A 20,971-nucleotide genomic window follows, 5' to 3' on the forward strand; every position below is an offset into this window, starting at 1 on the left:
AGTCACTTTATCTGCAGCGACATGCCTTGACATCAACCTTTATAGGCAAGAAACTTAGCCAAGGCTATACTTCTTACTCAATACCAAACAATACTGATGCCACGCCCTACAAAGTAGCGCAACCGTGGCCCACTCACCTCGACGTTTGGAGTTTCCACATGGCCGCAAAATATGCCGTTGCTCTGCTTAGCCTACTGCCGTTAAGCAGTCTCGCCGCCGCTGATGAAGCCCCACTTAATGTGGTGACAACCATAGGCATGATCGCCGACGTTGCCCGAGAAGTGGGCGGCGAATGCGTTAATGTTCAAGCTATGATGGGCCCCGGCATCGACCCCCACCTGTATCAGGCGAGTGCCGGTGACGTGGCCACCCTACGTGCCGCCGAGCAAATCCTCTATTCAGGCTATTCGCTGGAGGGCCAGCTAGGCTCGGTACTGGAGAATTTTTCTGAGCGCACGCCGACCCTGGCCGTTGCACCGTCGTCGATCGATACTGCCTCTCTGATTACCGCTCAGGATGTTTACGGCATCGACCCGCACCTGTGGATGGATGTCTCACTGTGGGCACAAACCCTGCCGACACTCAGTGCAACATTCAGCGAGGCACGGCCTGCCTGCGCCACCGCTATCGCCGCCAATACCCAACGCTACCAGGCCCAGCTACAGGCGCTGCATGAATGGGTGATAGCGAGTATTGCGAGCATCCCCGAAAAGCAACGCATTCTGGTCACCGCTCATGACGCGTTCAACTACTACGGCCGCGCCTACGGGATCGACGTTGAAGGCATTCAAGGGATCAGTACCGAAACGGAAACGGGCATTGCCGATATTCGCAGTATGACCAATAGCGTAGTAGAGCGTCAGGTTCCGGCGGTGTTTGTCGAGAGCACGATCAACCCGCGAACAATTCAGGCAGTGATCGATGCCGCGCGCCAACAAGGCCATGAAATAGTGATTGGCGGCGAACTCTACTCGGATGCCATGGGTGATAACGGCACGGTGGACGGCACCTACATGGGCATGATCTACCGCAACACCGAGCATATTGTTGAAGCCCTGGGCGGCTCATTAGCTCCCCTTCCCTCTGAACTAGATGACTGGGCGAGTCAGTGGCAACTCACTCGCTAAGCCCTAAGGTAGGCACCTACAACATGGCAATCCCTGGCAGTACCGAGACAGCGCTGAGCATCAAAAACCTGACGGTGAGCTACCATAACCAACCCGTCCTTTGGGATATCAACGTCGATGTGCCTACCGGCGTCATGGCGGGCATCGTAGGCCCCAATGGCGCAGGCAAAAGCACCCTGATTAAAAGCCTGTTAGGGCTGGTGCCCTCGCTTTCCGGGGAGGTGCTGGTACACGGAGGGCCCTATGCCGCGCAGCGCAAGCGGGTGGGGTATGTGCCCCAGCGCTCAAGCGTCGACTGGGACTTTCCGACCACGGCGCTGGATGTCGTCACCATGGGACTCTATGGCCGCCTTGGCTGGTTACGGCGGCCGGGGCGCAAAGAGCGCCAGGAGTCAATAGAGGCCCTGGAGATGGTCGGTATGAGCGACTTTGCCAATCGCCAGATTAGCCAGCTCTCGGGCGGCCAGCAGCAGCGGGTGTTTCTCGCCCGCGCACTGGTCCAACAGGCCGATGTTTACTTTCTCGACGAGCCCATGGCCGGCGTAGACGCCACCACAGAACGGGCGATTATCGACATTCTGCGCCGCCTTCGCGACGCGGGCAAAACGTTGATTGTGGTCCACCATGACCTGCAAACCGTGCGCACTTACTTCGATTGGCTGCTACTGCTTAACGTGCGCGTGATTGCCAGCGGCGGCGCCGAAGAGGTTTTTAAGATCGATCACCTACGCCAGGCCTACGGCGGTCAGATAGCTCTACTGGGCGATAGCGAATCGCCAATGTTCGCTGCCCCGAAGGGGAAATAACCCATGCAGTGGCTCGATCTTCTGTCTGATTATACGTTTCAAAATGTGGTGATAGGCGCCTCGCTGCTGGGCCTGATCAGCGGCCCCTTGGGCTGTTTTGCAATGCTCCGCCGCCAGAGTCTGCTGGGCGATGCGTTATCCCACGCAGCGCTCCCGGGGGTGTGCCTGAGTTTCATCATCACCGGCAGCCGCGATATCGGTGGGATTATTATTGGCGCGCTGGCCACCGGCTCGCTTGCCGCGCTGACGATGTTGCTTTTGACCCGCCATAGCCGCCTCAAAACGGATGCGGCTATTGGCACTTGTCTAAGCATCTTTTTTGCCTCGGGCATTGTGCTGTTGACCTATATACAGGGCACCAACAACGCCTCCCAGGGCGGCTTGGAGGCATTCCTGTTCGGTCAGGCCGCCGCAACGCTGCGCTCTGATCTATGGATAATGGGCGCGATTACGCTGGTTACCCTCGTGCTACTGAGCGTGTTCTGGAAACAAGCCAAGCTGGTGACGTTCGACGCCGAGTATGCGCGCACGCTCGGCATGCCCACCACCGCCATCGAGGCAGTGCTCACCGCGATGGTGGCATTGGCGGTCGTGGTCGGCCTGCAAATGGTCGGGGTCATCTTGATGGCGGCGATGATCGTGGCGCCAGCCGCCGCCGCGCGCCAGTGGAGCAGCCACCTGGGCAGCATGCTCGTCATTGCCGCAGGGGTGGGAATTGTAAGCGGTGTCTCGGGCGCCACCATTAGCACTCTATCCCGCGGTTTGGCGACCGGGCCGCTGATTATTCTCACCGCGACGGCAATCGTGCTCGTCTCACTGGCGCTAGCCCCTGGCCGGGGGCTGCTATGGGGCGCCATCAAGCACTACCGCCAAAAAGAGGCGCTCCGAAGACAGCAATTGCTCTACGCCTTTTATAAGCATCCTCGCGCCGCCCAGCGCTACCGCACGACGTTTGGCTCGCGCCGGATGCTGGGCAAACTCAACCGCCAAGGCTACCTCACCCGTGCCGCTGACGGTGACCTGGGATGGACACTAACGACCCAAGGCCAAGCGGCGGCCAAGCAGGTGGTGGCAACGTTTGAGGGGGTCGCGTCATGATCGCGGAGTTACTGACCAACACGGCTCTGCCTATTATTCTGGTCGGTGCCATGGTGGGCATCGCCTCGTCGGCGGTAGGCACCTTTCTGGTACTGCGCGGCAACAGTATGCTCTCCGATGCCATTAGCCATTCGATCGTGTTTGGCATCGTCATCGTCTGGCTTTTGACCCAGCAGCAAAGTGGGCCCATCCAGCTGGTTGGCGCGGCATTCACCGGTCTTTTAACCGTACTGCTGACCGAAGCGCTGGCCAACACCAAGCGCGTTAAACAGGACGCGGCCATCGGGCTGGTGTTTCCTGCGCTCTTCTCAATAGGCGTGCTGTTGCTCAATGTCTACGCCCACGATGTGCATATCGACACCCACACCGTGCTGCTAGGCGAGATTGGCTTTGTCTGGCTGGACACGATCGACCTGTGGGGCTTACCCGTGCCCCAGGCGCTGCTCTCAATGAGTGTGATGACGCTGCTCAACTACGGCTTTATCGGGCTTTTTTACAAAGAGCTAAAGCTGGCCACGTTTGATCCGGCGCTGGCCAAGACCTTTGGCTTTATGCCCACGATTCTCTTCTATGGGCTGTTAATGCTGACCAGCTCCACCGCCGTGGCGGCCTTTGACGCGGTGGGCGCAGTGCTGTTTATCGCTTTTGCCATTGTCCCCGCCTCGGCAGCGTACCTGCTCACCGACCGCCTGTGGATGATGTTTATCATCGGCGCACTGATATCGATCGCCTCAAGTATTTCCGGCTACTACCTCGCCGTGCACCTGAACGTCTCTATCGGCGGCATGATGGCGGTGATGACCGGCGTGTTCCTGATCCTCGCCTTTCTGTTTGGCCCGCGCTATGGCCTCGCCACGCAGCTTCTCAAACGTCGCCGTGACCGCCAGGCGCCGGTGGAGCCTCCGCCCAGCGTTTGAAGCCCAGCTTTTTGGAAACAGGGCTCATCTGCGCGCAAAAAAGCGACCGCCTTTCGGCCACCACTTGGCCGTAAAGGCGGTAACCGGGTGTGGATAACTTAAACCGTCAGATGCTGCTTAATCAGCTCATTGGAGAGTTCACTGATCTCCCCTTTGGCGACCGGCCGACCGCGATCCATGATCACAAAGCGGTCAGCGTACTTGCGGGCAAAGGGCAGCTTCTGCTCCACCAGTAGCACCGTTAGGCCGTCTTCGTTGATCAACTGACGAATCACTTGGCCAATTTGGGCGACAATATTGGGCTGAATGCCCTCCCCCGGTTCGTCCAGAATCAGCAGTTTGGGCTCAATCACCAGCGCACGGCCAATCGCCAGCTGCTGCTGTTGCCCGCCGGATAAATCACCGCCGCGGCGGTTTTTCATCTCTTTCAGCACGGGGAACAGCTCGTAGACCCGCTCGGGAATCTTTTTCAATCCATCGCTTCTGGCGGCTAGACCGGTGCGCAGGTTCTCCTCCACGGTCAGCAGCGGAAATATCTGCCGCCCCTGGGGCACGTAGCCAATCCCCAAGCGAGAGCGCGCCTCAACGGCTTTTTTCGTCAGCTGGATCTCGCCTTCCTCGCTGGCGTAGCGCAGCTCGCCACTTTTGACGGCTACCTCGCCCATCACGGCTTTCAGCAGCGTGGTTTTGCCCACGCCGTTGCGACCCATTACGCAGGTACACTGCCCGGTGGGCACGTCAAGATCCAAATCCCACAGGGTATGGCTTTCACCGTAGAACTGGTTGAGCTTTTCAATGGCTAGCATCAGGCGGCCTCCTCGTCATCGGCACCCAGGTAGACCTCGATCACTTTGGGGTCGTTGGAGACTTGGTCCATGGTGCCTTCCGCCAGCACGCTGCCCTGGTGTAGCACGGTTACTTGGCGGGCAATGGAGCGCACAAAGCCCATATCATGCTCCACCACGACCACCGATTGTTTACCGGCAAGCCCAGTGAGCAGTTCGGCGGTGTGCTCCATCTCCTGCTCGGTCATGCCCGCCACCGGTTCGTCCACCAGCAGCAGACGCGGACGCTGCATCAACAGCATACCAATCTCCAGCCACTGCTTCTGGCCGTGGGAAAGAATCCCGGCGGGCTGATGACGCAGTACCGTCAGGCCGATGGTTTCCAGCACTTCATCGATGCGGTCTTTGATCTCGCCCGTCATGCGCGCGGTCAGAGTGGGGAAAATCCGCTTGTCGGCGGCCATGGCTAGCTCCAGGTTTTCAAACACCGACAGCGCTTCAAACACGGTGGGCTTTTGAAACTTGCGGCCAATGCCCAGACTGGCGATGTCGGGTTCGTTCATGTGCAGCAAGTTATGGCGACTACCGAACCATACGCTGCCACTATTGGGTCGCGTTTTGCCGGTAATAATATCCATCATGGTGGTTTTACCCGCCCCGTTAGGACCGATAATGCAGCGCAGCTCACCGTCGTTGATGGTCAGGTTGAGATTATTGATCGCTTTAAAGCCATCGAAGCTGACGGTGACATCTTCCATGTAGAGGATCGGGCCGTGGCGAACATCCACTGGCGAAGTCTGGGGCACCATAAAATCGAACACCCGGTCACGCTGGGTCAGCGATTGCAGCAAACTCATACGGAGGCCTCCTCGGGTGTGTGTTGACGGTCAGGATGTGTCGCGTGATCCTCGCGTTTACGCCGCTTGAGGTAGCCAAACAGCCCCGCCACACCTTTGGGCAGAAACACCGTGACCAGCACGAACATCGCCCCCAGGGCAAACAACCAGGCATCGGGCATAACGCCGGTAAAGATGGTTTTGGCGTAGTTGACCAGAATGGCGCCTATCACCGCGCCATACAGCGTGGCGCGACCGCCCAGCGCAACCCACAATACAATTTCGATGGAGAAAATCGGCGAGAACTCGCTGGGGTTGATAATCCCCACTTGTGGCACGTAAAGCGCCCCCGCCAAGCCCGCCAGCATCGCCGAGACCACAAACACAAACAGCTGAAAGCGTTCGACCCGATAACCGAGAAAACGCGTGCGCGCTTCGGCGTCGCGGGTGGCCACGCTCACCCGGCCCAGCTTACTGGTGACAATCGCGCGACACAGAATAAAGCCTAGCGCCAGCGCCACCCCTGTGGCCAGGAACAGTCCTAAGCGTGTGGCATCGCTGCGTAAATCGAAGCCAACGATTTCACGGAAATCGGTCAGGCCGTTATTGCCGCCGAAGCCCATCTCATTGCGGAAGAAGGCCAGCATCAAGGCAAAGGTCAGCGCCTGGGTAATGATCGACAGATACACCCCGGTAACCCGTGAGCGGAACGCCAAGAAGCCAAACACTAACGCCAGCAACCCCGGCGCCAGCAGCACCATGGCAAAAGCGAACCAGGCCATATCAAAGCCGTGCCAGAACCACGGCAGACTGTCCCAGTTCAGAAACACCATAAAGTCGGGCAGTACCGGGTGGCCGTAGGTGCCACGATCGCCTATTTGGCGCATCAAATACATGCCCATGGCGTAACCGCCAATGGCAAAAAACGCACCGTGGCCTAGGCTTAAAATTCCCAGATAGCCCCACACCAGATCCACCGCCACGGCCAGCAGCGCGTAGCTTAGGTATTTACCGAACAGGTTGACCGTATAGGCGCCAATATGTAGCGGGTTTTCCGGCGGCACCGCCACGTGTAGCAGCGTCACCAGTGCCATCGCGGCCACCAGCACGCCGAGAAATATCTGCGTCGAGCGTTCGCTGAACGGGCGTGTTAGCCAAAAATTCGTCGATGATTCGGTCGTTAGTGACATCGTTTAGCCCTCCGCAGCCCGGCCCTTCTGCGGGAAGAGTCCACGCGGGCGTTTCTGAATGAATAGGATGATGAAGACCAACACTATGATCTTGGCCAACACCGCGCCTGCCCAGGGTTCCAGCACCTGGTTGATAACCCCTAGTGACAGCCCGGCCACCAATGTTCCCCACAGGTTGCCCACGCCGCCAAACACCACCACCATGAAGGAGTCGATAATGTAGTTCTGCCCCAGGTTAGGGCCGACGTTAGTGAGCTGGGAGAGCGCGACACCGGCAAGCCCGGCCACGCCCGAACCCAGCGCGAAGGTCATGATGTCCACGCGGGTGGCACGAATGCCCATAGAGCGCGCCATGGCGCGGTTCTGGGTCACAGCGCGCACCTCAAGCCCCAGCCGGGTGCGGCGCATGATCAGCATCAGGCCTGCAAACACCACCAGCGCAAAGCCGAGCACGTACATCCGGTTGAGCGTCAGCGACAGCGCATCGTTGACCACCAATGAGCCGCTCATCCAATCGGGGGTAATGACAGTACGATTGAGCGGTGAAATCACCGTGCGCACCAGCTGCTGCAGAATCAGGCTAATACCAAAGGTCGCCAGTAGGGTTTCCAGCGGTCGGCCTTTAAGAAACTGGATAACACCCCGCTCGATCGCCACACCGGCCAGGGCGGCGACCATAAAGCCGGCGGGAATCGACAGCACCAGCGCCAACCCCGGCTGGCCGGGCAGCAGTTGCTGCATCGCCCAGGTGGTGTAGGCGCCCAGCATCATCAGCTCGCCGTGGGCCATGTTGATGACGCCCATGACCCCGAAGGTGATCGCCAGGCCAATGGCGGCTAGCACCAGCACCGAGCCAAGGCTCAAACCGAAATAGAGGGTTTCCAAGCCGCGATTGAGTTTGAGCTGCTGCTCGATACCCGCCAGGGAAGCGGCAGCGGCATTGGCGACGACGGGATCATCGCTATTGGCTGCCCGGCTCAACGCCACGCGGGAACGAGGATGAAGGCTGCCATCTAGCGCTTCGACCCCGGCCATTTCACCCGCTTCAGCGCGGTAAATCGCCACCGCCTGGGTCAGGCGATAGCGCACCTGCTCGTCCTCTTCCTGCTCAATCAAGTCGTCGAGGGTCGGCACTAGCTCAGCGTCTACTTCCCCTAGCAGTCGCTCGGCCGAGGTGCGGCGGCGCTCCACGTTAGGCGAGTAGAGGTCAACGACCGCAATGGCACTGCGCAGTTGATTACGCAGGTTGTTATTAATACCGATACGCTCCAGATCACGGCGAGACATCTCGCCCAGCGCTTCGCCGGTCAATACATCGGCCACCGGCCAGTCGCGACCGCGGTTTTCCAGTACCAGCACAAAGCGGCCGTCTTCGGTGCGCTGTAGGCGGCCATCCAGCAAGGCCTGCAGCCAATCACGGGCGCGCTCGTCGTCGCTTTGCAGAATAGCGGTAATGGCTTCGCCTTTGGCGGTGTAGGATTCAACGTCCAGCGCTTCTAATAGTTCGAGCGCGGCCTCATCATTCGTGGAACTGCTGGCGGTGTCTGTTGATTTTGCCTGTGCGGTGAGCGTCATACCCAACAGCAGAAAGCAGAGCAGCGCCAAGGAAAGGAAACGCCTCATGGGGTTCTTCCTTTGGTTATCAGAAAGGGAAAGATAGCGTGCTCCTTCGCCACCCCATCAACGCTATGCGCCGGGGTGGCGAAGGGTAAGGTGCTTACTCAGTGTTACTCAGCAAGTGCCGCTTCGGCTTCTTCTGCTGCGGTGCTGCCACCGCACGAGCCGTTCACGACGTTGAAGTTGCCGCACTCCATCGGCTTGCGCCAATCGGCAATCAGGTCACGCGAACCAGGCAGGTAGTCAGACCAGGCGTCGCCCGCCACGGTAGACGGCGTCTGCCAAACGATATCGAACTGGCCGTTGTCCTGAATCTCACCAATCAGCACCGGCTTGGTGATGTGGTGGTTGGGCATCATGGCTGCATATCCGCCGGAAAGGTTAGGTACGGTTACACCGATAATGGCGTCTTTCACCGTGTCGACGTCCGTGGTGCCCGCTTTGCGAACCGCTTCGGCCCACATGTTGAAGCCAATGTAGTGCGCTTCCATCGGGTCATTGGTGACGGCCATATCGTCGCCGGTGTAGTCGATCCAGGCATCGATAAAGTCGTAGTTGTCGTCGTTATCGACGCTCATGAAGTAGTTCCAGGCGGCTAGGTGGCCCACCAGCGGCCCGGTATCAATACCGGTCAGTTCCTGCTCACCCACAGAGAAGGCGATAACCGGAATATCGGCAGCGTCGATGCCCTGGTTAGAGAGCTCGGTATAAAACGGCACGTTGGCGTCGCCGTTAACAGTCGAGATGACCGCAGTGGGTTTGCCCTCTTCACCAAAACGGCGAATTTCCGCCACGATGTTCTGCCAATCGGAGTGACCGAACGGCGTGTAGTTGACCATGATGTCCTCTTCCGCGATGCCGTGTTCATCCTTTAGGAAGGCTTCGAGGATGCGGTTGGTGGTGCGCGGGTAGACATAGTCGGTACCGACCAGCGCAAAGCGCTCGATACCCACTTCGTTGATCAGGTATTCAACCGCCGGAATGGCCTGTTGGTTCGGTGCGGCGCCGGTGTAGAAGACGTTTTCAGAGGACTCTTCGCCTTCATACTGCACCGGGTAGAACAGCAGGCCGTTGAGCTCTTCGACTACCGGCAGCACGGCTTTACGTGAAACCGAGGTCCAGTTGCCGAAAATCACGTCGACTTCTTCTTGCGCCAACAGCTCGCGAGCGCGTTCGGCAAACAGCGGCCAGTTAGAGGCGGGGTCAACGACGACGGCTTCCAACTGTCGACCCAGTAAACCACCGGCTTCGTTCTGCTGTTCGATCAGCATTTCGACGGTGTCTTTGAGGACAGTTTCACTGATCGCCATGGTGCCGGAGAGTGAATGCAGGATACCGACTTTGATCGGGTCATCGTCCTGGGCGATAGCCTGGGTGCTGGCACCCATGATGGCGGCGGTGAGTAAAGCGGTCGCGAAACGGCCACTTGAAAGGAAGGGGCGCGGGTGTGTCGAGCGTTTGAGAGTGTTCATTGTTAATCTCCTTGCACCCCTTATGATTGGGGCTTGGTGATTGGCTTCGCACTTGGGGTTGTTGTGTTAGCTCCCCAATACGTCCACTAGCCATTAACACCTGCAAGGGGTGCGCCAGATTGACACAAAGTTACTTTATAGCTATTTAATCAGCTATTTAGAAATCGTCAGCAAATCCCCAAACGCATCACATGCACCAAAATAAAGCACAAAAAAGCGGCTAAAGCACCCTCTCAATGCACCAATAAGGTTCAGTGCACCAACTAAGTACTCAATCTTTTAAAATACACACCAGCAACCCAGTGGTTACTTATTGATTACAAAAACACTCTTTGTTACCCGTCAAAAATGGAAATAAAAAAGAAGCGCCGACTTTCGTCGGCGCTCCGCTGCTCAAAATTACTTCTTTCAGTATTAATCGCTTTCAGGCGAGCCTGATGCAGGTGTTGTTCCCTTCATTCCACGACGCAGGAGGGGCCCCACGATATAAGGCAAGATCAAGCCCAACCCAGCAAAGACCCAAAGGCCAATAGCCAGGCCGCTATCCCATAGAATCATCCAGTCACCATCAGAGATATCCATGGCATGGCGCAGGTTCTTCTCCATCTCCGGTCCTAGCAACAAGCCAAGAATCACCGGCACCAGCGGAATCTCCAGCTTGCGCAGAACGTAACCGCCCACCCCAAACGCCACCATGAAGTAGAGGTCAAAGATGGTGTTACTGATTGAGTAGATACCTACGAAGGCAACCATTGTTACGATCGGCAGCAGGTACATCGGTGGCACGGATAACAGCTTGACGAAAATGCCCACCAACGGAATGTTGAGGATCAGCAGCAAAAAGTTACCGATCAACAGCGCCGCGATCACACCCCAGACGATGTCGGCATTCTGGGTGAACATCAACGGTCCTGGTGTGATATTCAATGAAATCAACAGTGCCAGCAGCACCGCTGTGGTACCGCTACCCGGCACGCCGAGCGTCAACATGGGTACCAAAGCACCGCTGGACGCACCATTGTTGCCAGCTTCTGGGGCCGCTACACCGCGCGGGTCGCCTTGCCCGAAATAGCCTTTCTTGCCCAGCACGCGCTTTTCAAGGGTATAGCTGATGAAACTACCTAACGAAGCACCCGCACCCGGTAGTACACCGGCAACAAACCCCAACACCCCACCGCGGAAACTGGTGGGTAGAATCTCGCGGATATCCTTCCAGGAGAGTGAAAGCTTGTTGACCTTCATCTTCTCCTTACCACCACCGGCACGCTCTTCAATGAAGAACAGCAGCTCGGAAATGGCAAACAGGCCGACGATAGCGATGATGAAGTCGACACCTTCAAAGAGCTCAAGCACGCCGAAGGTGTAGCGCTGAACGCCGGTATTGTCGATCCCCACAGTGGCAATCATTAGACCAATGCAGGCGGCAACCACCGTTTTAATAGGGTTCTTGCCGGTGATACCGCCTAAGGTAGCGAACGCCAGCAGGAAGAGCGCAAAATATTCTGCCGGGCCGAACGTCAGGGCAAAATTAGCCAGCAGTGGCGCCAGCAGGATCAAGCCAACAGTGGCGATGAGACTACCGATGAAGGATGCCACCGCAGAGATCGCCAGTGCCTCGGAAGCCTTGCCTTTCTGGGCCATCGGATAACCGTCAAGACAGGTCATCATGGCCGGTTCATCGCCAGGAATATTCAATAGAATCGACGAGATACGACCGCCGTACATCGCCCCAGCATACACTGACGTCAGCATAATCAGAGCGGTTTCGGGTGCGAGCCCCAAACTGAACGCCAGCGGAATCAGGATGGCCACCCCATTGGCTGGACCTAACCCCGGCAAGGCACCGATCAAGGTGCCTAGGAAAGCACCCAGTAGGGCGAACATCAGGTTATGGGGCTGCAGAGCAACGCCAAAACCATCCATCAGATAACCTAGAGTTTCCATCAGTTCACCTCCAGGAATGACAGCAGACCCAGCGGCAAGGCGAGATCAAGTGCAAAACTGAACAGAAAGTACACCACCACGCCCGACACCGCCCCTGTCATGTAGGCATTGAGCGGACGAGCCCCCATGCGCCAGCAAAGCGTCCCCACCGCCAACGTAGTGCTAATGACGAAGCCCAGCGGCTGAAGCAGCATGGCGTAAAAGATCAGCACCACGACGGCGATGATGAGCTCGATACCGGTACGGCTCCAAGGCCAGGCGTTGTCGGGATCAGGGCGTACAATCAGATAAAGGCTGGAAATAGCCAGCACCACGGCCAGCAACTTCGGAAAAGTGTCAGGGCCGACGGCTTCGGCCCCTCCAAACGGCTCTGGGAACTGAGTCGCGGCCCAGCCGTACGCGACGGCCAGAACGATCATCAGGACCCCAAAGATGCGGTCGTTAAAGGTCATTACTGAATTAGCCCAATATCTTTAGAAAGCTGTTCAATGTCATTGATCTGGTTGAGTACAAACTCTTCGAACTCACCAGCGGTCATGTGAAATGGCATCAAACCGTTTTGTGTCATGACACTCTGCCACTCTTCACTCTCGTAAATAGTGTCCATGGCATCGGTCCAATACGTTTTAGCTTCCTCGGAGACATCCGCAGGCATATAAAAGCCGCGCCAGTTGGGGCCAAGGGCGTCGATGCCTTGCTCACGGGCAGTGGGGATATCAGACAGGTCACCCGGTAGACGCTCTTCAGACAAGACCGCTAGTACGCGCAAGTCACCGGATTCCATAAACCCTTGGGCTTCGGTGATATCACCGGTAAAGGCGTCTACGTGCCCGCCGATCACCTGGGTTAACGCTTCACCACCATTGTTGTACGACAGGTAAGCAATGCGCGGTAGATTTTCGACATCGGCTGCCTGAGCGGCAATCAGCACTTTAAGATGATCCCAACCGCCCTTGGCGCTACCGCCAGCGAACTTGACGCTACGTGGGTCTTCCTTAAGTGAATCCATTAATTCATTCAGGTCATCGATCTCGGAATCAGCGGCCACGGCGATGATCCCGTAATCCGCACCCAAAGCACCGATCCAATTGACCTGATCAGCCGTTAACCCTGGGAATTGTCCTTGGGCTAAACGAGTGGTCGTGGCGGTAGATGCGGCAACCAGCAGGTGGTCGTCGCCGGCGCGCTTGCTGACAGTATGGGCAAATGCGACACCACCACCGGCGCCAGCCATGTTGATGGTTTGCACATTCGCCGGAACGATATCAAGTTCCTGCATGACGTTGCCAACGCTGCGGCAGGTAAAATCCCAGCCGCCACCCGGATCGGACGGAGCGATACATTCAACCTTGCCTTCCGGTTCGAAGGCAGCGGCAGTGCTAGAAAAGGTGGTAACAGCCGCCAATGGAATGGCCAGCAGGGTGATATATTTAAAGGCAGGCTTGAGGATCATGGCGTTCTCCACGTATCAGTGTTGTTGTGTGATGTTGTTGCGTAGACTTTTTATTATAAGACTGCACGCCGCGAACGTTAGAAGACCATGCCGTTGACAGACAAGCTTGTGCGCATAAAAGGCAAAAAGTTCTTTATGGGCATTTTGTTCATTTTGTTCACGACCGCGCGTTTTAGCTCGCAGTTATAGAGACTCTAGCCACGCATGCGCGGCCTCTAAAAGCCGGTAACGGCGCTCCGGTCTTCCTACATCACCATAGCCCAGCTCAGCACTCACTGCCTGCTCGGCGACTAAAAACTCTAAATAACGACGAGCAGTTGAGCGGCTGGCGCCCATAGTGCGTGCCATTTGCATGGCGGTGAGGGAGTCAGGGGCCTCGGCCAGGGCATCAATCACCCGTCGCAGCGTCAGCCGATCAATGCCCTTAGGCAGGGCTTGGGAAAGGTTTTGGTTTTTAACACGCGACGTCTCGCCAGGCTTCAAGCGTGCCAGCACGGAATCCAGTTCGTCTTGGTTCATCTCGGCCCGGTTGGCCAAGGCTTCACGCTCCCTTCGAAAGCGGGTCAGCATTTGCGTCATACGAGCGGCTTCGATCGGCTTGATAAGGTAGTCGAATACCCCGCCACGCAGTGCTTCGCTGATAGTTTCCACTTCCCTTGCGGCGGTGACCATGACGATATCCACATGCACATAGTCGCGGCGAATCGCCCATAGCAACTCCAGGCCTTCAACATCGGGAAGGTAGGCGTCGAGCAAAATCAGTTGGATGCTGGCAGCCTGCTCCGCCATGATCGCCTTAGCCTCGCTGCCGTTGCGGGCCATGCCTACCACATAAAAACCGTCGCTCTGTTCAATAAAGGCCCTGTGAATATCAGCAATGCGAAAATCGTCTTCAACGACCAAAATGCCGTACTGACCATCTGACATTGCGCTCCCCCTAGTCGTTACGGTTATTGAGATTATTGTAGGTATTGATATGGCGGCTGTTATTAAGCGCATTCTTGAACTGTTGTTGGTCTGGCTGCGCGCACAGCGAGCGGTCGAGCACCGCAATAAAGCATGCGCCGCCCAGCTCGCTCTCTTCCTGCGTCACGGCACCGCCATGCTGACGGCAGAGCTTGGCAACCAACGCCAGACCAATGCCCTGGTGCTTGCCTGTTTTGGTCGAAAAGCCTTCCTGGAAAATCGACTCGGCGAACTGTGCAGGCACCCCGGGTCCGTTGTCTTCCACTTCGATCAACAGCTGCTCCCCCAAATCGGTGAAAAACAGGCGTACTTTGGGCTCGTTACTCGGCCCATTTAGGGCTGCGTGGCAGGCGTTGTCCAGCAAGTTACCCACCACGCTCATCATCACCTCTTGGCCGGTGGGCGTCAGGGGGCAGGAGAGCGAGCTTTGCTCATCGATTTCCAGCGATACGCCCAGTTCCCGCGCGCGAGTAAGTTTACCCAGTAGCGTACCGCTAAGCACAGCGTCAGCCACGTTGCGCATTAAAAAGCTCATCTGTGCCTGGGCGCGTTCGGTTTCCTGGTGGATAAGTGCCAAGGCTTCTTCAATACGCTCTAACTGCAGTAACCCGGAGATGGTGTAGAGCTTATTGGAGAACTCGTGGGCCTGGGCGCGCAGCATATCCACGTCACGGCTGGCTTGGGTTAGCGCGTGGGAGAGATCAACAATCTCACGACGACTGCGGAAGGTGGCCACCGCGCCCTCGATCTCGCCCTCGTGCAGAATCGGCACTCGGTTAACCACCACCGGGTGATCGCCCAGCCACATTTCCTGGTCGAACTCTTGCTCGCCGCGCCGGAGAACCTCCAGCAACCGCGAATTAGGTACGACATCATGTATAGGCTGGCCAAGCAGCACATGATCATCAGTTAGATTGAGAAAGCGCCGCGCCTGCTCGTTGACCAAGGTAATATGGCCTTCGCGGTTAACCGCCAGAATGCCCTCGTGGATCGACTGCAAAATGGCCTCTTTCTCCATGGCCAACCGGGCAATTTCGTAGGGTTCCAGGCCTAAAATAACCTTTTTGAGGTGCTGCGATAGCCAATAAGCACCAGCAAAGCCAAGACAAATCATTAGCGCCACCAGCGCCCAGCCCAAGCTGTTATAACGCGCCACATCCATGGCAACGCGATCCATCATAAAACCGACGGACACAATGCCAATGATATTGCCCTCGTCGTCCCAAACGGGCGCTTTGCCTCGGATGGCGGTGCCCAATGAGCCAGTTGCCTCCGATACATAGGATTGGCCATGAATCAGCGCCTGGTCATTATCGCCCCCGACCATCCTCTGCCCTAGCCGTTCCGGCAGAGGGTGGGAGTAGCGGATACTTTGAGCGTTGCCCACAACCACATAGCGCGCCCCAGTCTCGTTGCGAACTCGCTCCGCCAGCGGCTGAATAATGGAAGAGGGGTCGGGAGTTGCAAAGGCGTTTATAATTTGCGGCATCGACGCCACCGTTTTGGCCACTGCCAGCGCGCGTTCGCCCATCTGCTGGCTAATGATTTCCGCCTTGCGGTGATTGAGATAGGCGCCCTGTGCCAGTAGCATGCCTGCCAGCAATAGCCCGACTAACAGCATCACCTGTAGGCGAAAACTGCGTTTATACCAGCTGCGCCTTGCGCGGGTGCGACGCCAGCGCTGCAGGTCGGCTAACGTTCGGGGGCGGGAAGCGCTCATAGATAAACTCGAAATGCGTGACCGCACCATTATGGCACGCGCCCGCCAACGACGTTAATCGCCTTCACCCCAGAGTCATCGTTCGCTGATATTGTTCACTGATATACTGGCCCAATGCCGAAACCAAGGAGGGATGTAGTGGCGATTGTTCGATGGATACTCTTACTGGCCTGTTGGCCCCTGTGGTTAACCGTGGCTTATGCCAACCCGTTCTATGCTCCACCGCCCCCCCAGGAAGATGCACCCGTGTTCAGTGGCGATGCTGAGCTGGGCTTTACCCGCCTCTCGGGCAATACAAACAGTCAGACACTTATTGGCAAAACGCTGCTGACGTGGCTAACCGGAAAATTCACCTATTCGCTGCGTGGTGAAGTGCGTAGCGTTAGCAAAGACGACGAAACAAGCGCCGAGCAGTACTTAGTTGCAGGACGCGAACGCTATGAGCTGGATGGCCCGCACTATCTGTTTGGATTTGCCCGCTGGGAGAAAGATCGCTTTGCCGGTTACGACCAGCAGTTGTCGGCAATTGGTGGCTATGGAAGACAAGTGTTAGACAACGACATCCATATTTTGTCGCTGGAGGCAGGGCCTGGCTATCGTCACGACAGACTGCGCGAACATGGCGATTACCGATTAGCGGTAGCTTATACCGCACTGGATTATCAGTGGTTTTTTTCTGACTACGCCGATATTCAGCAGGAAATGTCGTTTGAGTATACCGACCAGAACACGACGTCCCGCTCGCTAACGGCGCTCACCGCTCGGCTTAATTCGAAGCTATCGCTGCGCTTATCCCACGAGATCAAGCACAACTCACAACCACCTGACGACACCAGCGAACGCACTGACAACACCACCAGCGCGTCACTGCTTTATCGCTGGTGAACTCAGCCATTCACGCTTTCGCGCCGATAGTGTGCATTTACACTCACAAGACGCACCAAGATAAAACATATTAGACGTTGGTCTAAATTGGCGATATACTATGCCCAGTTTCCTGTCTTGCGCCATTCAATGAATGGCGCTTTTTTTTTACCTGCAATTCCACTTGCTTCAATCACCATTTTTTTAACTACCATGCGGCGTTAAACCGCTTAACGGCTCGCTTTGGTAGGCTGACTATTTCAGCTCTCACCCGCTCCCCATAAGGTATTAACCATGACCCAACCCAGCCCCAACGCAGAGGGCTCCCAGCGGTTTTCGCTCGGCGATCCTATTGTGCTGATCTTAAGTATCGGCTTTATTGTCGCCTTTCTTGCGTTGTCGCTTTACGACGTAACTCTGGTAGCTGACAGCATCAGCGCTGGCTTCGCCTGGACCGCGTTAGTGTTAGGAAGTTACTTTCAACTACTGCTTTTACTGACATTCTTTATCGCCATCGGCTTAGCGATGACCCCAGCCGCTAAAGCCAAAATCGGCAATTTAGATGCACCAGAAATGAGCACCTTTAAGTGGCTCTCAATCATTCTGTGTACGCTGCTGGCCGGCGGCGGGGTATTCTTTGCTGCCGGTGAGCCGGTATACCACTTTGTAGTAACGCCTCCCGCTTTTGATAGCGAAGCAGGCACCGCTGACGCCGTTTCCGGTGCCTTGGGGCAATCCTTTATGCACTGGGGTTTTATGGCTTGGGCAGTTCTGGGGTCGTTGACGGCAGTAGTCCTCGCCCATGCGCACTACGTGAAAGGCCAGCCGCTTCAGCCCCGCACCCTACTCTACCCCGTTCTGGGTGAGCGGCTAATGCGCGGCCCGCTGGGCGGCATTGTCGATGCCTGCTGCGTGATTGCCCTGGTTGCTGGCACCGTGGGCCCGATTGGCTTTCTGGCTACCCAGGTCAGCTTCGGCCTGCATGAGCTGTTTGGCTTACCTGAAGGTTATCCCGGGCAGTTGATCATTCTTGCCGTACTCGGCAGCATCTACGTGCTCTCTTCCATGAGCGGTGTACACAAAGGTATTCAACTGCTTAGCCGCTTTAACGTGCTGCTGGCGCTGGCCATTGGCGCGGTCATTATTGTCTTTGGCCCGACGCTGTTTTTGGTCAATAGCTATGTTTCAGGCATGGGCGCGTACATCAGCGAATTCTTCACCATGGCGACCATGACCGCGGAAACCGCTCCGGCGTGGTGGATGCAGTGGTGGACAGTGTTCTTCTTTGCCTGGTTTATTGGCTATGCACCGCTGATGGCGATTTTTGTGGCACGTATTTCCCGCGGTCGTAGCATCCGCGAAATGATCGTCGCGGTAGCGATCCTGGCACCGATTGCCACCACCGTATGGTTTACCCTGCTCGGTGGCTCGGGCATTTATTATCAGCTCACTGGCGTGATTGATTTAACCGAGGCGCTGAATAACTTTCAGTTTGATGTAGCCACCTTAACCGTTGCCCAGGCACTGCCTGGTGGAACCTGGATGGCTCTGGCAATTCTGCTTCTGACCACAATTTTCGTTGCCACCACCGGCGACTCGATGAGCTACGCCATTGCAGTGGTCGGCGCGGGGCACGATAACCCGAGCCCGGTCATGCGGGCGTTTTGGGGGATTGCCATGGCGCTAATGGCGGCGGTACTGCTGTATATGGGCGCAGGTCAGATTGGCGCGCTGCAGCAGTTTATCGTCATCACCGCGATTCCGGTGTCGTTGATTCTACTGCCGTCACTCTGGAATGGCCCGCAGGCGGCCTACGCCATGGCCCGAGAGCAGGGCATTATTGACTAATCGCTGACTAAGCGCGCGGCGATATCGACTTTTCTAAAGACCCTCCAACAGGCGCAGAATCATCTGCGGCTGTTGGTTGGCCTGGGCCAACATAGCGATGCCTGCCTGCTGAAGGATCTGCGCGCGAATAAGGTTGGAGACTTCCTTAGCATAATCGGCATCCTGAATGCGCGACCGGGCAGCAGAAGTATTAACGATACTGTTATTGAGGCCATCAATGACGCTCTCAAAGCGATTCTGCACGGCGCCCATATAGCTGCGTTGGCGATCCAACCGCTTGATCGCCTCATCCACTCTATCAATCGGTTTATCCGCACCAACGATATCCTCCATCACGGTCAAACCATCAAGACCCAACCCCTGTAGATTCATGGCTTCAAAACGTACCGCGATGCTATCGCCAGCGTTAGCGCCCACCTGAATATTCAGCGACTTGGTGTCGTTAAGCAGTCCAATACCGTTGAAGTTACTCTGCCCTGCAACACGGTCGATCTCATCCAAGCGCTGATCGATCTCTGCTTGGATAGAGGCAAGGTCGTCGGAAGAGTTAGTGCCGTTAGCCGCTTGTACGCTCAGCTCACGAATGCGCTGCAGGTTGTCGTTAATTTGATTAAGAGAGCCCTCCGCCGTCTGCACCATGGAGATGCCATCATTGGTGTTGCGGATCGCCTGGGTCATACCTCTGATTTGCGCCGTCATACGATTGGCAATCGCCTGCCCGGCGGGGTCATCCTTGGCACTATTGATGCGTAGCCCAGAAGAGAGGCGCTGCATGGCAGTCTGCATAGCCTGCTGACTGCCGCGCAAATTATTCTGCACGGTAAGCGACATCAAATTGGTGTTTAGGCTGAGCACCGTGCGCCTCCGGGGAAGGTTAGCCTGCCCATATTAGGGCGGCTACAGCGTAATTATCGGCCTAAATGCAAAAATCATTAGTGCTTTTGAGCTTCAAGGGAGCGTCCACTGCTCGCCAGCACTTCGTCAACGGGCTTTTTAACATAGCTATGCTGGAAGTAGCCGTCATCGATGATCTCCCCATCCCACGCTACAATGTCTAGATCCATGGTACGTGGACCCGATTTAACCGCCCCCCGAACACGGCCCAAACGATCCTCGACGCCTTTGAGGTAAGCGCGAAATGCTTCATGTTCAAGCGGGGTGCTCACCAACAGCGCGGCGTTTAAGAAGTCAGGCTGCTGCTGGTAACCCACTGGCGCTGTACGAATCGCGTTTGAACGTGCCAATAGCACGCACTCTCTGCTGATAATCTCAAGTGCTTGAGTGAAATAGTGTTCAGGGTCGATGTTCGATCCCAAAGAGATGAAACACTCATGGAGCCCTGCGGCTTGCTCGGAAGGTGAACACAGAGGTGGCATCGCGACATCCTATTTAAACTGACGTCTTTAGGAATTTTCTTAGGAGTAGGACACTTCCATCAATACCTCTAAGCCAGCACCACGTGCAAGCCCTGTATAAGTTATTGACAAACGGTACACTCACGCAGAAAGTCTTCCTATACCAACTAAACAATAGGGAACGCTGTATGCACCAACAAGCTGCTCTGGTAACCGGTGGCGCCACCCGTTTGGGGCGCTACTTTTCCGAAGCCCTGGCCGATGCGGGTTACGACATTGCGCTTCATGTTAATCGCTCCCGAGAAGAGGCCGAAGAAGTCGCCAGCGGCATACGCGCTAAGGGGCGTGAGTGCGAGATTCTTCCCTGCAATTTTTTGAGCGACGACTTAAGCGATTTAATTCAAGCGGCAAAGCAGCGCTTTCCAGGACTTAATCTACTACTGAACAGTGCCTCTGCCTATGAGCCGGCGCCGATTGCCGAGACCGAACTGGCGATGCTGGAAACCCAGTTCCGAGTCAATATGTTTACCCCGCTGCTACTCACGCGCCACTTCGCCGAGGTGGTTGAAGAGGGCCAGGTGATCAATATCATCGACAATAAGGTGGCCTATCACCAGTATCCCTATGCCGCCTATTTGTTATCGAAAAAGAGCCTGGCGGACATGACCCGGATGGCGGCACTTGAGTTGGCCCCGCGCATTCGTATTAACGGCATCGCCCCCGGCGTGGTGCTGCCTGCTTCCCAGCGCACTAGCGACTATATTGAGTGGCGTATTGAAGGTATTCCACTGAAAAGCCAGGGCGACCCTGAGCACCTTGTACAAGCTTTGCACTACTTATTGGATAGCCCTTTTGTGGCAGGACAAATTCTGTTTGTGGATGGCGGGGAGTCAATCAACCTTGAGGGGCGCCACTCGGAAAACTATTCCGTTTCAAACGCCTCTGCTTAAAACGCAGCGGGGCCGCCCGAAGG

19 protein-coding genes are annotated in these 20,971 nt (G+C 56.4%); 7 read left to right on the top strand and 12 right to left on the bottom strand.

What is annotated here, in order from left to right:
- The first annotated feature begins 158 nt into the window (after window positions 1-158).
- Genes QEN58_RS18170 through QEN58_RS18185 form a run of 4 tightly spaced genes read left to right on the top strand, consistent with a single transcriptional unit; the run spans window position 159 to window position 3,948 of the window.
- A complete protein-coding gene (locus QEN58_RS18170) occupies window positions 159-1,127 on the top strand; it encodes a metal ABC transporter solute-binding protein, Zn/Mn family (RefSeq protein ID WP_280104998.1) in 969 nt (322 codons plus the stop codon).
- On the top strand, window positions 1,109-1,933 hold the full coding sequence (locus QEN58_RS18175; protein WP_280104999.1) for a metal ABC transporter ATP-binding protein: 825 nt from the start codon (window positions 1,109-1,111) through the stop codon (window positions 1,931-1,933). Before QEN58_RS18170 ends, QEN58_RS18175 begins: the two co-directional genes overlap by 19 nt.
- Window positions 1,934-1,936: 3 nt before the next feature.
- The gene (locus tag QEN58_RS18180; RefSeq protein WP_280105000.1) at window positions 1,937-3,031 is read left to right on the top strand and encodes a metal ABC transporter permease; all 1,095 of its coding nucleotides are present in this window, start codon (window positions 1,937-1,939) and stop codon (window positions 3,029-3,031) included.
- On the top strand, window positions 3,028-3,948 hold the full coding sequence (locus tag QEN58_RS18185; protein ID WP_280105001.1) for a metal ABC transporter permease: 921 nt from the start codon (window positions 3,028-3,030) through the stop codon (window positions 3,946-3,948). The genes QEN58_RS18180 and QEN58_RS18185 overlap by 4 nt, the downstream gene beginning before the upstream one ends.
- 98 nt (window positions 3,949-4,046) lie before the next feature.
- Here the strand turns inward: QEN58_RS18185 and urtE are convergent, their stop codons facing one another.
- From urtE to QEN58_RS18235, 10 genes are all read right to left on the bottom strand, one after another.
- Window positions 4,047-4,754 carry an urea ABC transporter ATP-binding subunit UrtE gene (gene urtE, locus QEN58_RS18190; protein WP_101146823.1) on the bottom strand — a complete coding sequence of 236 codons (708 nt, stop codon included), beginning with the start codon at window positions 4,752-4,754 and terminating at the stop codon, window positions 4,047-4,049.
- The gene (urtD, locus tag QEN58_RS18195) at window positions 4,754-5,590 is read right to left on the bottom strand and encodes an urea ABC transporter ATP-binding protein UrtD (protein ID WP_280105002.1); all 837 of its coding nucleotides are present in this window, start codon (window positions 5,588-5,590) and stop codon (window positions 4,754-4,756) included. The genes urtE and urtD overlap by 1 nt, the downstream gene beginning before the upstream one ends.
- Window positions 5,587-6,759: an urea ABC transporter permease subunit UrtC gene (gene urtC / locus QEN58_RS18200; protein WP_280105003.1), complete on the bottom strand. Its 1,173-nt coding sequence runs from the start codon at window positions 6,757-6,759 to the stop codon at window positions 5,587-5,589. Before urtC ends, urtD begins: the two co-directional genes overlap by 4 nt.
- A 3-nt stretch (window positions 6,760-6,762) precedes the next feature.
- Entirely contained in the window at window positions 6,763-8,382 is a 1,620-nt protein-coding gene (gene urtB / locus QEN58_RS18205) for an urea ABC transporter permease subunit UrtB (RefSeq protein ID WP_280105004.1), read from the bottom strand.
- Window positions 8,383-8,486: 104 nt separating this feature from the next.
- On the bottom strand, window positions 8,487-9,848 hold the full coding sequence (urtA, locus tag QEN58_RS18210) for an urea ABC transporter substrate-binding protein (RefSeq protein ID WP_280105005.1): 1,362 nt from the start codon (window positions 9,846-9,848) through the stop codon (window positions 8,487-8,489).
- A 414-nt stretch (window positions 9,849-10,262) separates the two neighbouring features.
- A complete protein-coding gene (locus QEN58_RS18215; RefSeq protein ID WP_280105006.1) occupies window positions 10,263-11,792 on the bottom strand; it encodes a tripartite tricarboxylate transporter permease in 1,530 nt (509 codons plus the stop codon).
- The gene (locus QEN58_RS18220) at window positions 11,792-12,244 is read right to left on the bottom strand and encodes a tripartite tricarboxylate transporter TctB family protein (protein WP_280105007.1); all 453 of its coding nucleotides are present in this window, start codon (window positions 12,242-12,244) and stop codon (window positions 11,792-11,794) included. The genes QEN58_RS18215 and QEN58_RS18220 overlap by 1 nt, the downstream gene beginning before the upstream one ends.
- On the bottom strand, window positions 12,244-13,245 hold the full coding sequence (locus tag QEN58_RS18225) for a Bug family tripartite tricarboxylate transporter substrate binding protein (protein WP_280105008.1): 1,002 nt from the start codon (window positions 13,243-13,245) through the stop codon (window positions 12,244-12,246). Before QEN58_RS18225 ends, QEN58_RS18220 begins: the two co-directional genes overlap by 1 nt.
- Window positions 13,246-13,428: 183 nt before the next feature.
- Window positions 13,429-14,172 (bottom strand): response regulator, encoded by a 744-nt coding sequence (locus QEN58_RS18230; protein ID WP_280105009.1) that lies wholly within the window; start codon window positions 14,170-14,172, stop codon window positions 13,429-13,431.
- A gap of 10 nt (window positions 14,173-14,182) precedes the next feature.
- A complete protein-coding gene (locus QEN58_RS18235) occupies window positions 14,183-15,931 on the bottom strand; it encodes an ATP-binding protein (protein ID WP_280105010.1) in 1,749 nt (582 codons plus the stop codon).
- A gap of 114 nt (window positions 15,932-16,045) precedes the next feature.
- Between QEN58_RS18235 and QEN58_RS18240 the strand changes: the two genes are divergently transcribed.
- Together QEN58_RS18240 and QEN58_RS18245 are read left to right on the top strand one after the other, a co-directional pair.
- Window positions 16,046-16,816, top strand: a complete 771-nt coding sequence (locus QEN58_RS18240) for a DUF481 domain-containing protein (RefSeq protein ID WP_280105011.1) — start codon at window positions 16,046-16,048, stop codon at window positions 16,814-16,816.
- Window positions 16,817-17,089: 273 nt separating this feature from the next.
- Window positions 17,090-18,643 carry a BCCT family transporter gene (locus QEN58_RS18245; RefSeq protein ID WP_280105012.1) on the top strand — a complete coding sequence of 518 codons (1,554 nt, stop codon included), beginning with the start codon at window positions 17,090-17,092 and terminating at the stop codon, window positions 18,641-18,643.
- A gap of 33 nt (window positions 18,644-18,676) precedes the next feature.
- On the opposite strand, the gene QEN58_RS18250 is transcribed toward QEN58_RS18245, so the two are convergent.
- Both QEN58_RS18250 and folK read right to left on the bottom strand, forming a co-directional pair.
- Window positions 18,677-19,498, bottom strand: coding sequence for a flagellin N-terminal helical domain-containing protein (locus tag QEN58_RS18250; protein ID WP_280105013.1), 822 nt, complete (start codon window positions 19,496-19,498; stop codon window positions 18,677-18,679).
- Window positions 19,499-19,575: 77 nt separating this feature from the next.
- A complete protein-coding gene (folK, locus tag QEN58_RS18255; RefSeq protein WP_280105014.1) occupies window positions 19,576-20,019 on the bottom strand; it encodes a 2-amino-4-hydroxy-6-hydroxymethyldihydropteridine diphosphokinase in 444 nt (147 codons plus the stop codon).
- Between the two features lie 167 nt (window positions 20,020-20,186).
- Between folK and QEN58_RS18260 the strand changes: the two genes are divergently transcribed.
- Complete coding sequence (locus QEN58_RS18260) at window positions 20,187-20,948, top strand: SDR family NAD(P)-dependent oxidoreductase (protein ID WP_280105015.1); 762 nt, start codon at window positions 20,187-20,189, stop codon at window positions 20,946-20,948.
- Window positions 20,949-20,971 lie beyond the last annotated feature (23 nt).

The sequence above is a fragment of the Halomonas alkaliantarctica genome, assembly GCF_029854215.1.
Classification (GTDB): domain Bacteria; phylum Pseudomonadota; class Gammaproteobacteria; order Pseudomonadales; family Halomonadaceae; genus Vreelandella; species Vreelandella alkaliantarctica_A.